This is a genomic window from Nocardiopsis coralliicola (assembly GCF_054779695.1).
Window position 1 is genome coordinate 1 of sequence record NZ_BAAGXT010000056.1, and the last position, 14,404, is coordinate 14,404.

General features: G+C 74.5%; 13 protein-coding genes. 2 read left to right on the forward strand and 11 right to left on the reverse strand.

Annotation, left to right across the window (positions count from 1 at the left end):
- A partial coding sequence (locus ACYVGT_RS25275) for a M15 family metallopeptidase (RefSeq protein ID WP_460862905.1) occupies positions 1-858 on the forward strand: 858 nt, incomplete at its 5' end.
- 550 nt (positions 859-1,408) lie between these two features.
- Here ACYVGT_RS25275 and ACYVGT_RS25280 read toward each other — a convergent pair.
- The 10 genes from ACYVGT_RS25280 to ACYVGT_RS25325 all read right to left on the reverse strand — a co-directional run bounded on the left by ACYVGT_RS25280 (position 1,409) and on the right by ACYVGT_RS25325 (position 12,077).
- Entirely contained in the window at positions 1,409-2,086 is a 678-nt protein-coding gene (locus ACYVGT_RS25280) for a hypothetical protein (RefSeq protein WP_460862906.1), read from the reverse strand.
- 194 nt (positions 2,087-2,280) lie between these two features.
- Positions 2,281-2,547, reverse strand: coding sequence for a hypothetical protein (locus ACYVGT_RS25285; RefSeq protein ID WP_460862907.1), 267 nt, complete (start codon positions 2,545-2,547; stop codon positions 2,281-2,283).
- Positions 2,548-3,177: 630 nt separating this feature from the next.
- Complete coding sequence (locus tag ACYVGT_RS25290; protein ID WP_460862908.1) at positions 3,178-4,191, reverse strand: LacI family DNA-binding transcriptional regulator; 1,014 nt, start codon at positions 4,189-4,191, stop codon at positions 3,178-3,180.
- A gap of 368 nt (positions 4,192-4,559) precedes the next feature.
- Positions 4,560-5,993, reverse strand: a complete 1,434-nt coding sequence (locus ACYVGT_RS25295; RefSeq protein ID WP_460862909.1) for a GH1 family beta-glucosidase — start codon at positions 5,991-5,993, stop codon at positions 4,560-4,562.
- Positions 5,990-6,916 carry a carbohydrate ABC transporter permease gene (locus ACYVGT_RS25300; RefSeq protein ID WP_460862910.1) on the reverse strand — a complete coding sequence of 309 codons (927 nt, stop codon included), beginning with the start codon at positions 6,914-6,916 and terminating at the stop codon, positions 5,990-5,992. The genes ACYVGT_RS25295 and ACYVGT_RS25300 overlap by 4 nt, the downstream gene beginning before the upstream one ends.
- Positions 6,913-7,896, reverse strand: a complete 984-nt coding sequence (locus ACYVGT_RS25305) for a carbohydrate ABC transporter permease (RefSeq protein WP_460862911.1) — start codon at positions 7,894-7,896, stop codon at positions 6,913-6,915. The genes ACYVGT_RS25300 and ACYVGT_RS25305 overlap by 4 nt, the downstream gene beginning before the upstream one ends.
- The gene (locus ACYVGT_RS25310) at positions 7,893-9,191 is read right to left on the reverse strand and encodes an extracellular solute-binding protein (RefSeq protein ID WP_460862912.1); all 1,299 of its coding nucleotides are present in this window, start codon (positions 9,189-9,191) and stop codon (positions 7,893-7,895) included. The genes ACYVGT_RS25305 and ACYVGT_RS25310 overlap by 4 nt, the downstream gene beginning before the upstream one ends.
- A 304-nt stretch (positions 9,192-9,495) precedes the next feature.
- Entirely contained in the window at positions 9,496-10,374 is an 879-nt protein-coding gene (locus tag ACYVGT_RS25315; RefSeq protein ID WP_460862913.1) for a MetQ/NlpA family ABC transporter substrate-binding protein, read from the reverse strand.
- Between the two features lie 42 nt (positions 10,375-10,416).
- A complete protein-coding gene (locus ACYVGT_RS25320; RefSeq protein WP_460862914.1) occupies positions 10,417-11,097 on the reverse strand; it encodes a methionine ABC transporter permease in 681 nt (226 codons plus the stop codon).
- Positions 11,094-12,077 (reverse strand): methionine ABC transporter ATP-binding protein, encoded by a 984-nt coding sequence (locus tag ACYVGT_RS25325; RefSeq protein WP_460862933.1) that lies wholly within the window; start codon positions 12,075-12,077, stop codon positions 11,094-11,096. Before ACYVGT_RS25325 ends, ACYVGT_RS25320 begins: the two co-directional genes overlap by 4 nt.
- Positions 12,078-12,614: 537 nt before the next feature.
- On the opposite strand from ACYVGT_RS25325, the gene ACYVGT_RS25330 reads away from it, so the two are divergent.
- Positions 12,615-13,655 (forward strand): coiled-coil domain-containing protein, encoded by a 1,041-nt coding sequence (locus ACYVGT_RS25330; protein WP_460862915.1) that lies wholly within the window; start codon positions 12,615-12,617, stop codon positions 13,653-13,655.
- Positions 13,656-14,182: 527 nt separating this feature from the next.
- Here the strand turns inward: ACYVGT_RS25330 and ACYVGT_RS25335 are convergent.
- Positions 14,183-14,365, reverse strand: a complete 183-nt coding sequence (locus tag ACYVGT_RS25335; RefSeq protein WP_460862916.1) for a hypothetical protein — start codon at positions 14,363-14,365, stop codon at positions 14,183-14,185.
- Between the last annotated feature and the right edge of the window lie 39 nt (positions 14,366-14,404).

A 14,404-nucleotide genomic window follows, 5' to 3' on the forward strand; every position in this document is an offset into this window, starting at 1 on the left:
GTTGGTTGCATTCGTTGTCTTCCTAAGACCGCTTGGCCTCCGACTTCCCGGCGCGGCGCCGCCGGGCAGGCGCTCGCCGCCTACACCGGCGCCGACACCGGGCCGCTCACCGCGTGGCTGTCGCCGCGCGGGCCGCAGGAGGCGCTGGACCGGTCGTCCTATCTGGCGCTGCTGGCAGAGCACCGCGGCGCCGACCTCGACCGGGCCCAGGCCGAGGCGGTCGCCGCGGAAGCCGCCGCCGGCACCGCCGCCGATGCGGTGGACCGGCGGCGCGCTGCGGCCGACGACGCCGATCAGGCGCGCACCGACGCGCAGCAGGCCCTGGACGGCAGGCGCGGGGCCCTCGCCGGGCTGCTGGAGCGCCAGACCGAGCTGGAAGCCGAACTCGCCGCTCTGGAGCCCGCCGATCCGGCGCCGCCCCTGGCACGCCAGGCCTCCTCGGGCGACGGCTGCGACCCCGGATCGGTCTCCGGGCACCCCAACGGCAAGATCCCGGAGGAGGAACTCTGCCCGCTCGACCAGCCGGGCGAGATGCTGCGGGCCGACGCCGCGGCCGCCTTCCGCGAGCTGGACTCGGCGTTCTCCGCCGAGTTCGGCCGCGGCCTCTGCGTGACCGACTCCTACCGGCCGCTGGACGAGCAGGAGCGGCTGTTCCGGGACATGGAGGCGGGGATGGCGGCCGATCCCGGCACCAGCACCCACGGCCTCGGTACCGCCGTCGACCTCTGCGGCGGCGTGGAGTCCACCGGGTCCGGCGAGCACGAGTGGATGCTCGCCAACGCCCCCGACCACGGCTGGCACAACCCCGAGTGGGCCCGCGGCGGTTTCGAGCCCTGGCACTGGGAGTACCAGCCCTGACCCGCTCGATCACTGCGGGGAGGCCGGTGGGCCAGCTGCGGACACGGAGGTGAGGTGTTCCCGGGCTGGTGGCGCCGGCGGGTCGGGGCGGTGACCGGAACGCTGAAGAGCCACCTCGGCGGGAGCGCCATGGCGGCCGCACCGCTGGGGGCTGCGGGCCGGGGTGTGCCAGCGGATCGCGGCGATCGGGCCCGGCCGGCTGACCGGCACCCCGGCCCAGCGGTCGCCGGCCGCTGACGGCCGCTGGGCGGGACACACGTTCCCGTCAACGATCCAGGGCGTGCCGGGCGTGTGGCGTCACCCGCCGCACGGCCGGCGAGGGGGTCAGGGCGGGTTGTCCTCCTCGAGGAGGGGAGAGCGCCGCGAGGGGCGCGCCAGGGCGGCGCACCGCAGGACAGTCGTCCACCCAACACGCCCGGCCGGTGCCGGCGCATCGGCACCGGCCGCGCGTGCGTCCGGCAGCGCGGCAGCGCGGTCCGGCCGGGCCGGATCCCGCCCTCGCCTGCGCGGCGGCCGCCGCGCTCGCTCCGCCGTCCGGCCGCGGAGCCGGTCAGTACCCTTCGCCGAGGCGGATCTCGTATTCGCCGAGGGGCCCGGCGTCGACGGAGAGTTCACCGCCGGGCGCCAGCACGGGACTGGGGGCGCCGACGGCCGCGGTCAGGACTCCCGGGGCGCCGGCCAGGTCGGCGAGGTCGATGGCGGCGGCCGCTCCGCCGCCTTCGGACTCGGCGCGGACGGCCAGCGGTCCGTCCAGCTCGTCCGGGGTGACGACGGCGGGCCCGACGGTCAGGGCCACGGGGTCCGGCGTGCCCGGCGCGGTCCACAGGCACACGGCGGTGCAGCCGAGCAGCCGGCCGGACGCACCGTGCAGCGCTGCGGCGCCGACAGCGGCGCGCAGCCCGCCCACGAAGCTGCCGCCGGCGGGGACTCCGTCGTCGGTGCCGCGGATCAGCTCGGGCGCGACCAGGGCGGTTCCGGGGCCCTCGGCGGTGCGCACCGGGACGGCGGCGTCCGGGCGGACCGGCGCGCAGAGCCGCGTCTCGAACTCGACGATGATCTCGACCGGTGCGTCCAGCGCCCGGTCGCGGGCGGCGGCGACCTCGGCGGGATCGCCGTCGAGCAACTGGAACAGCCCGATGCCGCCCGGATGGCCGTGGACGCAGCCGTCGTCGACGATGCCGCTCCGCTCCGTGCCGCCGCTCGGCGACAGATAGGTGACCCAGCGCACGCCGCAACTCCCCCGTCCCTGTGTGGTTGCCGCCCGGCCGGCTGTCCCGCCGGGAGGATGTCTGCCCGCCCGCCGCGGCTTCCCGGGCAGCTCTCTCCGGAGCGCCGGCGCGCGGCGGTGCCGCAGCGGCCGAGCGGACACGCACAGCATCCGCGCTGGAGACGGCCCCGGTGCAGCGGCCGGGCAGCTTGAGACTATCGCCGGGTCTCGGCCGTGTCCGGGGGGAGGGCGTGCTCGCGGCCGGTTCCGGCGCACATGCGGCAGTCCTCGTCGGTGCTGACCCACTCGATGGCGCCGTTGGCGTCGGTGCACGGCCGCTGCGGACTCCAGACCCCGGAGCCGCTGCAGAACCGGCAGGGGACGCCGTCCCGGGCGCAGGCGCGGCAGTGCTCGACTGCGCAGTGCGCCGCCGGCGGCCCGACGGGGCGCGCGCCGGGCGCGACGGAACGGTGCTCCTGCATTGCCGTCCGCCTCCTCCCGCGCCCCCGCTGCCGCGCGGGCGTGCTCAGGGTCGCACAGCGCGTGACCGGCCGTCTAGGGCGCGTTTCGTGGACAACTGTCCTACTGCGCGCCGCCCCGGCGCGCCCCTCGCGGCGTTCTCCGCGCGCCACCGCCGAGAGGGCGGGGCAGCCCCGGCTCCGCCGATCCGAACGCACTCCGGCACCGCTCGCGGCGAACACGGCCCACCCGCCCGGTGCACACGGTCCCGCGGACGGTGTCCCCGCCTCCGTGCGCTCCGCCGGGGGACCGCCGGTGCGCACGCCATATGCGGCCCAGCGCGGGGCGCAGACACCGCCCCCTTGGCGGTTCGGATGGGCGCCATCGCGGGGCGAACGGCGCACACACCCGACCGCATCGCTCGCGGGACCGTCCCCGCTCGTCCGCTGCACCCGCAGCGGCACACGCTCCCGCCGGAACCGCGCCGGCTCCCGGCGCTGCGCCGCCGGCCCGTGCCAGCGGCACAAGGCGGCCGGGCACCCGATCGCAGTGCTCCTGCCCCGGTTGTCCCGCTGCAGCGGGCACCCGGATAGCGCGGTCCGGGCAGCCCGGCCGGGCAACGGCGGTCCCGCCCGCTGCCGCGCGGCGCGCCGTCAGCCGGAGGTGCGGATGACGAGGCGGGTGTCGAGGACGAGGGAGTCGGGCGGTGCGCCTTCGATTGCGCGGTCGAGCAGGGCGCGGGCCATTTCGCCGCCCATCCGGCGGGCGGGCTGGTGCACGGTGGTGAGGGGCGGATCGGCACCGGCCGCGGCGGCGGAGTCGTCGTAGCCGACCAGCGCGACATCGTCCGGGACCCGGCGCCCGGCCGCGCGCAGTTCGCGCAGCGCCGCCAGCGCCATGTCGTCGGAGGCGGCGAACACGGCGTCGAGGTCGGGCGCGCCGCCGAGGAGTTCGCGCATCGCGCGGGCTCCGCTCGCGCTGCTGAAGTCGCCGCGCGCCACCAGCGGCGCCCCGGCCCCGCCGTCGCGCAGCGCGGCGCGGTAGCCGGTCAGCCGGTCGGCTCCGGCCGCCATGTCCGGGGGGCCGGCGATGGTCGCGATCCGCCGGCGGCCGGCCGCGACGAGGTGCTGCACGGCGCTTCTGGCGCCGCCGACGTTGTCGATGTCGACGCAGTGCGCGGCGTCCCGCGGCGGATGGAGCGGGCGGCCGCCGAGCACGTAGGGCACCCGGGCCGAGGCCAGCCGCTCGGGCAGCGGGTCGTCGGTGTGCAGCGAGACCAGCAGCACGCCGTCGACGTGGCCGCCGGCGAGGTAGTCGCCGAGCCGCTCGTGGTCGGCGCGGGTGCGCGCGGTGGCCAGCAGCAGCTGCCGCCCCCGCTCGGTGAGCACAGCGCTGACGCCGCGCACGATGTCGGCGAAGAAGGGCTGGGCGAAGAGCCGCTCCTCCGGCTCGGAGACGACGAGCGCGACGGTATCCGTGCGCCGCGTGACGAGTGTCCGCGCCGCGCGGTTGGGCACGTAGCCCAGCGCGTCGACGGCGTCGAGCACGGCCTGGCGGGTGCGCGGGCTCACCCGCGCAGAGCCGTTGATCACCCGGGATACGGTGCCGCGGCCGACACCGGCCCGGCGCGCCACCGCCTCCAGGGTCGGCCTGCGCTCGTTCTCCATACTCGGCCCTCCACAACCAGTGTCACCGCTGCACCGCGCGCGGCAACCGGAGCACGGTGCCGCGGCTTCGGCCCGCGGTCCGAATGCGCGATCCGGGGATGACGGCCCCCGGTGCCGCCGGCGCGCATGCGCCCGGCCCTTCCTGCCCCTCCGCCCGCTCCCCGGCCGCAGCCGCCCGGCGTCCATCCGGGGCAGCCCTCGCGGCTCGTCCTGCCCGCGCCTGCCCAGCGCGGCCCGGTGCGGGCCGGGGGCGGCCGCCGGCGCACGCGGACAGCACACCGGGGGCCGGTCGGCGCTGCAGGCCGCCGACCGGCCCCCGGCAGAGTGCGCGGGCGCACGGACGCACCGGCGTGCGGTCCGGCGGACGGCTATCCGGCGCCGGTGATGCCGCCGGCCTTGACTACGCCGGCGTACCAGTGCCCGCTGTCCTTGACCGTCCGGCGCTGCGTCGCGTAGTCGACGTGCACCAGACCGAACCGCTGGGAGTATCCCCAAGCCCACTCGAAGTTGTCCAGCAGGGACCACGCGAAGTAGCCGCGCACGGGGATCCCGGTCCGCACCGCCTGGTGCACCGCGCGGATGTGGAGGTCGAGGTAGGCGGTCCGCTCGGCGTCGTGTACCGCGCCGCCGGTGACCTCGTCCGGGTAGGCGGCCCCGTTCTCGATGACGTAGAGGTCGACCCCCGGCGCCTCGCCGGCGAGCCGGGACAGGACCGCGTACAGCCCCGCCGGGTCGATCTCCCAGCCCATCCCGGTCTGCGGCAGGCCGCGGTGGACCATGACCGCCGGCGCACAGCCCACCAGCGCGCTGACGTCGCCGCCGTCCTCCACCAGCTCGGGATCGACCCCCTCGGCGGAGGCGGCGACCCGGTGCGGCTGGTAGAAGTTCACCCCCAGCAGGTCGATCGGCGCGCCGATCAGCCCCAGGTCGCCGTCGGCGACGAAGCCGAAGTCGCTCACCCCGGCCCGGTCCAGGTCCTCGACCAGGTCCGGCGGGTAGGCCCCGTGCAGCAGCGGACCGGTGACGACCCGGTTGCGCGCTCCGTCGGCGCGGCGGGCGGCATCGAGGTCGTCCACGGTGGCGCGGTAGGGCAGCAACTGGGTCTCGTTGTGCACCAGGCCGATCCGGGGCTGCCCCGGAAGGCCCCGCAGCACCTCGGCGGCGAGGCCGTGTCCGAGCATCAGGTGGTGCAGCGCCGCCAGGGATGCGGCGGGCTCGGTGCGGCCCGGCGCATGCACGCCGGCCGCGTAGCCGAGGAACGCCGAGCACCACGGTTCGTTCAGCGTGGTCCAGTTGGCGATCCGGTCCCCGAGCAGCTCGGCGGCGTGCCCGGCGAACTCCGCGAAGCGCAGCGCCGTGTCGCGGACCGGCCAGCCGCCGGCGTCCTCCAGGGCCTGCGGAAGGTCCCAGTGGTAGAGGGTCGGCCAGGGTTCGATGCCCGCGGCGAGGAGCCCGTCGGTCAGCCGGTCGTAGAAGTCGAGCCCCGCCTGGTTGAGCGCACCGGAGCCGTCCGGCTGGATCCGCGGCCAGGACAGGGAGAACCGGTAGGCGGACAGTCCCATCCCGCGCATCACCGCGACGTCTTCGGCCCAGCGCCGGTAGTGGTCGGCGGCGGGCTCACCGGTGTCGCCGTCGCGGACCGCGCCGGGCTTAGCGGCGAAGGTGTCCCAGATGCTCGGCCCGCGGCCGTCGGCGCCGGTGGCGCCCTCGATCTGGAATGCGGAGGTGGAGGCCCCCCAGAGGAAGTCCTCGGGGAAGAGGGCGGGCGCGGCCCCGTTGCGGGCCGGGTGCGTCGAACTCATGCCTTGATGGCACCTTCCATGATGCGGCCGACGAGTTGGCGGCCGAGGACGACGAAGAGCAGGAGCAGGGGCAGCGTCGCGTAGGCGGCTCCGGTGAACATGAGGGAGAAGTCGCGGGCGTAGGAGGACTCGTTGAGCTGGTTGATGGAGAACTGGACGGTGGGGTTGTCCGGGCTCAGCACCGCGATCGCCCAGATGAACTCGTTCCAGGTCTGCATGAAGGTGAGCAGCCCCAGGACGACCATCGCCGGGCGCAGCGCCGGCAGCACGATGCTCCAGAAGATGCGGAACGTGGAGCAGCCGTCGATCCGGGCCGACTCCAGCAGCTCGTCCGGGATCCCCTGCGCGACGTACTGCCGCATCATGAACACCCCGAACCCGCTGACCAGGAACGGCACGATGACGGCCTGCAGGTCGCCGCGCCAGCCGAGGAAGTCCATCAGGACCAGCAGCGGGATGATGCCGACCTGCACCGGCACCGCCATCGTCACCACCACGGCCACGGTGGCCGCGCTGCGGCCGCGGAACTTCAGCTTGGCGAGCGCGAAGCCGGCCAGCGAGCAGAAGAAGACGACGGACACCGCCACCGTGGTCGAGGCCAGCAGCGAGTTCGCCAGCCCCAGCAGGAAGTTCGCGGCCTCGTTCGAGAAGAGCCGACCGGTATTGGCGCCGAACTCGCCGCCGGGCAGCAGCACCGGGGGGAAGCGCGCCACGTCGGCGGTGGTCCGCGTGGCGATGACGAACATCCACCACAGCGGGAAGACCGAGAGCAGCACGGTGAAGAGCAGCGCGGCGTAGGTGAGCGGCGCGGCGTTGCGCAGCCGCCGCAGCGGACCCGGTTCCCCGGGGCCGCGGCCGGCGGTGGGCCGGCCGCCGCCGGTACCGCCGCGGCGCGCCGGGGCGGTGGTTGCGGTGGTCGTCATTGCGCCCCCTTGATCCGGCTGGTGAGGGCGATGTTGACCAGCCCCAGCACCACGATGATCAGGAAGAGCACCCACGAGATTGCGGCGCCGTAGCCGTAGTCGCCGTACCGGAACGCCTCCTGGAAGACGAGCATCATCACCGTCTGGAACTGGCCCTGGGTGCCGCCGGACAGGGCGCCGCCGGTGTCGAAGACCGCGGGCTCGGTGAACAGCTGCATCTGGCCGATGGTGGAGATGATGACGGTGAACAGGATGGTCGGCCGCAGCATCGGGATGGTGATCTGGAAGAACTGCCGGAGGCGGGAGGCGCCGTCGAGCGCTGCCGCCTCATAGAGGTCCTTGGGCACCGACTGCATCGCGGCGAGGTAGATGAGCGTGTTGTAGCCGATCCACCGCCAGTCGATCATCACCGCGATCGCGGTCCACGAGGAGAGCCGGCCGCCGCGCCAGTTCACCGGGTCGATCCCGAACAGGCCGAGGAACTGGTTGACCATGCCGTACTCGGTGCCGAACAGGCTGCTGAAGACGATGGCCATCGCCGCGATGGAGGTGACGTAGGGGATCACCACGGCCATCTGGAAGAACCCGCGGCCGCGGATCGCCCGGTTGAGCAGATCGGCCAGCAGCAGCGCGGCCAGCAGCTGCGGCACGATCGCGATGGCGAAGATGCCGAGCGTGTTCAGCAGCGCGTTGTAGAACTTCGCGTCGACGACCAGGGCGGCGTAGTTGTCCAGGCCGACGAAGCCCTCGTTGCCGCCGATCAGGCTCCACTCGTGCAGCGAGACCCACGCCGTGTAGAGCAGCGGGAACAGCCCGAAGACGCCGAAGAGCAGGAAGAACGGCGCGATGAATGCGTACGGCGCGGCCTTGGTGTCGGCGGTGGTGCGCCAGCGCGGCCGGTGCCGGGCGGGCCCGGGGGCCGGGGCGGCGCGGCCGGTGCCGCGCCGCCCGGGCTCCGCGGGTGCGGAGGTGCGGCTCATCCCGCCGCCCGCTCGCTCTCGGAGACCGCCGTCTCCCACCCCTCCTCGGCCGTCGCCTGGCCCTGCTCGACCGATTCGATGGCGGCGCGGAACGCGTCGTCGACGGCCTGGGTGTCCGGGCCGTAGTAGACCGGCTCCAGCTCCATCGCGGTACCGCCGAAGATGGCGCCGACCGGCGCGTCGTTGAAGTAGGGGCGGGTGTAGTCGGTGACGGCGTCCGACTCCAGGGCCTCCGGGGAGGACGGCAGCGTGTTCGCCTCCTCCCAGGCACCGAGCTGGCCCTCCGGGCTGGTGAGGAACTTCGCCAGCTCGGCGGCCTCCTCGGGGTGCTCGCTCTGCGCGGGCACCGCCAGGTAGGAGCCGCCCCAGTTGCCGGAGCCGCCGGGCACCGCGGCCACGTCCCACTGGCCTTCGCCGGCGTCGCCGGCCGTGCTCTCGATGTGGCCGAGCATCCACGCCGGGCAGGGCATCGTGGCGAACGCGTTGTCCTGGATGGCGGCGTTCCACTCGTCCGACCAGATCGGCAGCGCCGCGGACAGGTCGGACAGCGACGCGACCGTGTCGTAGGCGTCCCGGGTGTCGGCGTTGTCGGCGAGTGTCAGCTCGCCCGCGCGGTCCTGGAACGGCTCGCCGCCGGCCTGGGAGGTGAGCACCCGGAAGAGCGGCTGGACGGTGGAGATGAAGTGCCCGTCGGCGCCGGAGCCGTCGAACTCCTCGCCGACCTCGGCGTACTCCTCCCAGGTGGGCCAGAGCTCACCGACCTCCTCGCGGTCGGTGGGCAGCCCGGCCTCCTCGAACAGGCCGGTGTTGTAGCACATGCCGAGGCCGCCGATGTCGGTGCCCAGGCCGACCACGCTGCCCTCCTGCGACACCCCCATCTCCCACTTCCACTCGAGGAAGTCGCCCTTGAGGTCGCCGGCGCCGTGCTCGGCGAGGTCGACGAAGGAGTCCTCCTGCAGCATGTACTGCGCGATGTTGGCCTCTTCGATGGCGACGACGTCGCCGGCGCCGCTGTCCGCGGCGATGTTCTGCTGGAGCTGTGCGGTGTAGTCGGCGACATCGGTGATGTTGCGCTCCTCGACCGCGATGCCGTGCTCCTCCTCGAACTGGGCGAGGAGGTCCTCGTAGCCCATCACGCCGAAGGTGTCGATGGTGAGGGTGACGTCGCCGCCCTCGTCCCCTCCCGCACAGGCGGCGGTGGCGGCGAGGAGGACCGCGGCGGTGGCGGTCGCGGCGGCGGCGCGCGGTCCGCGCCGGCGGCCGGCGCGGGCGGTCGGTATGCGTCTGGTTGACATGGGGCCTCGCATCTCGGGGGGTCAGGGGTGCGATGGGAGCGCTCCCACACAGTGCACGGCACCGGCGGCCCCGCGTCAATCCCCACGGCGGCGCCGGTTACCGGACCGTTACGGCACGGGATGCGGCCCCCGCTCCCCCGCAGCAGGGCCGGCTTCGGCGTCCGCACTGCTCAGCCCCTGTTGCCGGCCCCGGCGGCGCCCGCCGCCGCGGCGCGGCCGGCCGCGCGCCCCCGGACAGCACGCGGCCCCGCGCTCCGCCGCGGGGCGGGGCGCGGGGCCGGTTGGCGGTTCCGGCGGCCGGCGGCTACTCGCCGCCCTCGTCCGCGGGGCTCTCCCCGCCGGCGCCGCCGCCGAGCGGGATGACCACCCCGTCCCAGGTGTCCTCCATGTACTGCTGCACCTCGTCGCTGTGCAGCAGCTCGTCGAGGGTGGCGACGGCCTCGGAGTCGGCGTCCTCGGTGCGCACGACGAGCCCGTTGCCGTAGGGGTTGTCCTCGGTGGACTCGAAGGCGAGCGCGTTCGCGCTCTCCGCGAGGTTCGCCTCGATGGCGTAGTTGCCGTTGATCGCGGCCGCGTCCAGGTCGGCCAGTGAGCGCGGCAGCTGCGCCGCCTCGGTCGGCACGATCTCCAGGTTGCGCGGGTTCTCCTCGATGTCGGACTCGCTCGCGTTCTCGCCCGCGTCGTCGGCCAGGGTGATCAGGTCCTGGTCGGCCAGGAGGTGCAGGGCGCGGCCCAGGTTGGCGGCGTCGTTGGGCACGCCGACCTGGGCGCCGTCGGAGATGTCTGCGGCGTCGGAGACGTCCTGGGCGTAGAGGCCGAACGCCTCCAGGTGGACGTTGTCGACGTAGGTCAGATCGGCGTCCTCGTTGCTCGCGAGGTAGTCCTCGAGGAAGGGCACGGTCTGGAAGTAGTTCGCGTCCAGCTCGCCCTCGACCAGCGCCGCGTTGGGCTGGTTGTAGTCGGTGAACTCCTCGATCCGGATGTCCAGCCCGGCGTCGGCCGCGAGCTCCTCCTGGACGAACTTCAGGACGTCGGCGTGCGGGACGGGGGTGGCGCCGACGGTGATCTGGGTCAGGTCCCCGTCGCCGCCGGAGTCCTGCGCCTGCTCGCTCGGGGCGCCGCAGGCGGTGGCCGTCGCCGCGAGGGACGCCGCCGCAAGGGTCGCCAGTGCTGTGCTGCGCACGTTAGTGCTCCTTCGTGGTGGTGGTGCCGGTGGCGGGCCGCGCTAGCGGTGCGAGACCCGGCGGATGGTGAAGTCTCCGAGGCTCTGGGCGATCTGCACGACGATGACCAGCAGGATCACCGTGGCCCACAGGTAGTAGTCGTCGAAGCGCTGGTAGCCCTCGCGGATCGCGATGTCGCCGAGTCCGCCGCCGCCGATGGCGCCGGCCATCGCCGAGTAGGAGACGAGCGCGACGATGGTCATCACCAGGCCGGCGATGATGCCGGGCAGCGCCTCGGGCAGCAGGACCTTGCCCACGACGGTGGTCTTGCGCGCACCCATCGCCTGGGCTGCCTCGACGACGCTGCGGTCGACCTCGCGCACGGCGGTCTCGACCAGCCGGGCGAAGAACGGGACGGCGCCGATGCTGAGCGGCACGATGGCCGCGGTCGGGCCGAGGGTGGTACCGGTGAGGAACCGGGTCAGCGAGAGCACCGCCACCATGAGCACGATGAACGGCAGTGAGCGGCCGACGTTGACGATGGTGCTGAGCACCGCCTTGACCGCCGGCGCGGGGGTGAGGCCGCCGCGGTCGGTGGTCACCAGCAGCATGCCCAGCGGCAGGCCGAAGACGATGGTGAACAGGGTCGCCCACAGCACCATGTAGAGGGTGTCCAGGGTGCCGTACCAGAGCACCTCCGACATCTCCGGCCAGCGGCGGGCGAGTTCGTCGAGGACAGTCATCGGGCGGCCTCCTGCACGATCAGGCCCTTCTCAGCGAGGAAGCGCAGGGCGGCGTCCCGGCGCTCGCCGCGCACCTGCACGTTGAGCCGGCCGACGGACGCGCCGGCCACCTCCTCCACGGCGCCGCCGATCACGTTCACGTCGACGTCGAAGCGCCGGGTGACCTCGCTCATCAGCGGCTCGTCGTAGGCGCGCGGGTAGGTGAGTGCGACCGCGTCCGGGTCGCCGGTGGCCGGCAGGGGGAACAGCGAGGAGGCGAGCAGCGACCCGGGAGTGCCGATGAGGTCGAGCACCCGGCCGGACTCGCGGAAGGCGCCGTCCTCCATGATCGCGGCGGAGTCGCAGATCCGCTTGATGACGTCCATCTCGTGGGTGATCAGCAGGATCGTCAGGCCGAGCTCGCGGTTGAGTTCGCGCAGCAGGGCGAGGATGGACTCGGTGGTCGCCGGGTCGAGCGCCGAGGTGGCCTCGTCGCTGAGCAGGACCGCGGGGTCGGAGGCGAGCGCGCGGGCGATGCCGACCCGCTGCTTCTGGCCGCCGGACAGCTGCGCCGGGTAGGACCGGGCCTTGTCGGAGAGGCCGACCAGATCGAGCAGCTCGCCCACCCGGGCGGTGCGGCGGGCGCGCGGGACCCCGGCGATCTCCAGCGGGAAGGCGATGTTGGCGGCGACCGTGCGCGAGGAGAGCAGCGCGAAGTGCTGGTGCACCATGCCGATGCCGCCGCGGGCCTTGCGCAGCTCCGGCCCGCTGAGCGCGGTGAGCTCCCGGCCGTCCACCCGCACGGTGCCCGCGGTGGGCCGCTCGAGCAGGTTGATGCAGCGCAGCAGGGTGCTCTTGCCGGCGCCGCTCTGCCCGACGACACCGAACACCTCGCCCGCCGCAACGTGCAGGTCGACCCCGTCCAGGGCGGTCACCCCGCCGCCGGGATCCCGGCCGCGGAGCAGGCTGCTCCTCGGCGGATAGACCTTGCGCAGGCCCACAGCTTCAATCACGGGACACCTCATCATCAGATCCGCGGGCCATGCCGCGGCGTCGGAAGGTCCGCTCGGCGCACGTCGCCCACGTCAGTGCATGGTGCAACGGGGAGCGTCGGAGTGTGCGGCGGCGCGCGGCCGGACGGGCAGGTCAGGCGGGGCGCCGCGATGCGCGGAGCGCGGGGGGGTCAGGCGGAGAGCGACATCGGACAGCAGCCGCGGGCCGGGCGGCGCCCCTGGGGGCACGGCCGGCAGGCGAGCGCGAATGCGCGCTGGGCAAAGCCGCCGAGTTCGATGGAGTCCACGCCGACATTGGACCACACGGTCCTGGACTGCGCGCCCCTTTCGGGGAGGAATCGGGCGTTAGATCCACCACACAACGGGAGCGCGTTGGCAGCGCGACGACCGTGCATCTACCCTTCGGAAGGCGTGCGGGTCCGCGCTGCGGCGCCCGCGCCCTTCGCACACGGCCCGCCCCGGTACCCTCCTCCCGGCCTCCGCGGCGCCCGCGGCCGTGGCCGATCCCGAGGAGACCACCGACCCGTGTTGCCCGACCGCGTGCCATCCGGCGAACCGCGCGGCGCCCGTGCCGACGCCTACGCCGACTTCTGGGCGCCCGACCCGCCCTGCCCGCCCGAGCTGCGCGACGCGCCGCGGACCCGTCCCGCGCTGACCGCGGCGGCCCGCGCCGCTCTCGCCGGCGCCGTGCTCGCGGGGCTGCTGGGCGCCCCCTCGGCGGCCGCCGCGCCCGTGCCCGCGGAGAGCCTCTCCGAGCTGCAGGACCGCGCCGATGCACTGAGTGAGGAGTACAACGGCGAACTGCGCGACATGGAGGGCGTCTTCGAGGACGCGGAGAAGGCGCAGGAGCGCGCGGACAAGACCCAGGACGAGGTCGATTCGGCGCGCGAGCAGGTGCAGCAGCTCGCGATCGCCTCCTACACCAGCGGCGGCATCGACCCGTCGCTGGCGATCTTCGTGGAGGAGGACCCCCAGCAGCTGATCGACCAGGCGCAGCTGGTCGGGCACCTCTCCAGCAACCACCAGGAGCGGATCGACTCGCTGGAGCAGGCGATCGGGCGCGACGAGAAGGCGCGCGACAACGCCCAGGAGAAGGCGGACTCGGTCCAGGAGGACCTGGACGAGCTGGAGGGCCGCCGCGAGGAGGTCCAGGGGCTGATCGCCGACCACCCGCAGCAGGAGATGGGGCCGCCGGACAACCTCACCCCGCGCACCCGGCAGATGCGCGACGTCATCACCGAGGAGTTCGGCGAGAACACCAAGCACGGCGGCGTGGGCTGCTACCGGGCCGAGGGCGGCTTCGTGGTCGGGGAGCACCCCAAGGGGCGCGCCTGCGACTTCATGGTCGACAAGAACGGCCAGATGCCCAGTGAGGAGCAGCAGGAGCACGGCGACGAGATCGCCGCGTGGGCCCAGGAGAACGCCGACCGCCTCGGCATCATGTACATCATCTACCAGCAGAAGATCTGGGACATCCGCCGCGACGACGAGGGCTGGCGGGACATGTCCGACCGCGGCAGCATCACCGAGAACCACTTCGACCACGTGCACATCTCGATGTTCTGACCGTCCGGCTCCGGCCGCGCTGCTTCCGCACGGCCGGTGCGCGGAGGGCCCCGCGCACGCACTCCCCCGGCCCGGACACCGCGCCCTGAACCCTCCCGAGTACTCCGGGGCCACGGCCCCCGGCGGTGTCCGCGCGCTCCAGGCGTGCACGGCGGCCGCGAACAGCCGCCGCCCCCAGCGGGGCAGCGGCTGCGCGGCGCCCCCCTGAGCCTGCGGCCGCGCGCCGTCCGGCAGCCGCTCGGCGGACTGGATGCGGGCGGAACACACCCCGCAGGGGCGCCGGGCGGGCGGCGGGCCGGTCGGACGCAGGGTGGCCCGGACGGCTTCTCTCTCCTGCTGCGCCCCCGCGGCGGCGCACGGCAGCACCGGCACGGGCGCCGGCCGCGGCGGCAGTCGGGCAGGGCCGCAGCCGGTCCTGGCCGGAAGCGGCCGGAGGCCGGCGGCGCTCAGATCCGGCAGGCGGCCGCCGCAGCGCCGGCCGCACCTACCGCGTACTGCGCCGACGCCGGCGGTGCAGCCGCCGGAGCTCAGCCGCCGCCGAAGACCGGGGCATACATCATCGCCATGCAGCCGCCGGTGACGGAGAGCACCGCGGCCACGGCCGCGATGAAGAGGAACCACGCCCAGAAGCCGTGCCGGGGCGGGCCGTGGCGGGGGTCGCCGCGCTTGCGCGCCGGCCCGCTGCCGGACGCGCCCGCCTGCACGGACACCGCTGCTTCCGGGCCGTCGCCGGGGCCTGGTGGTCGTCG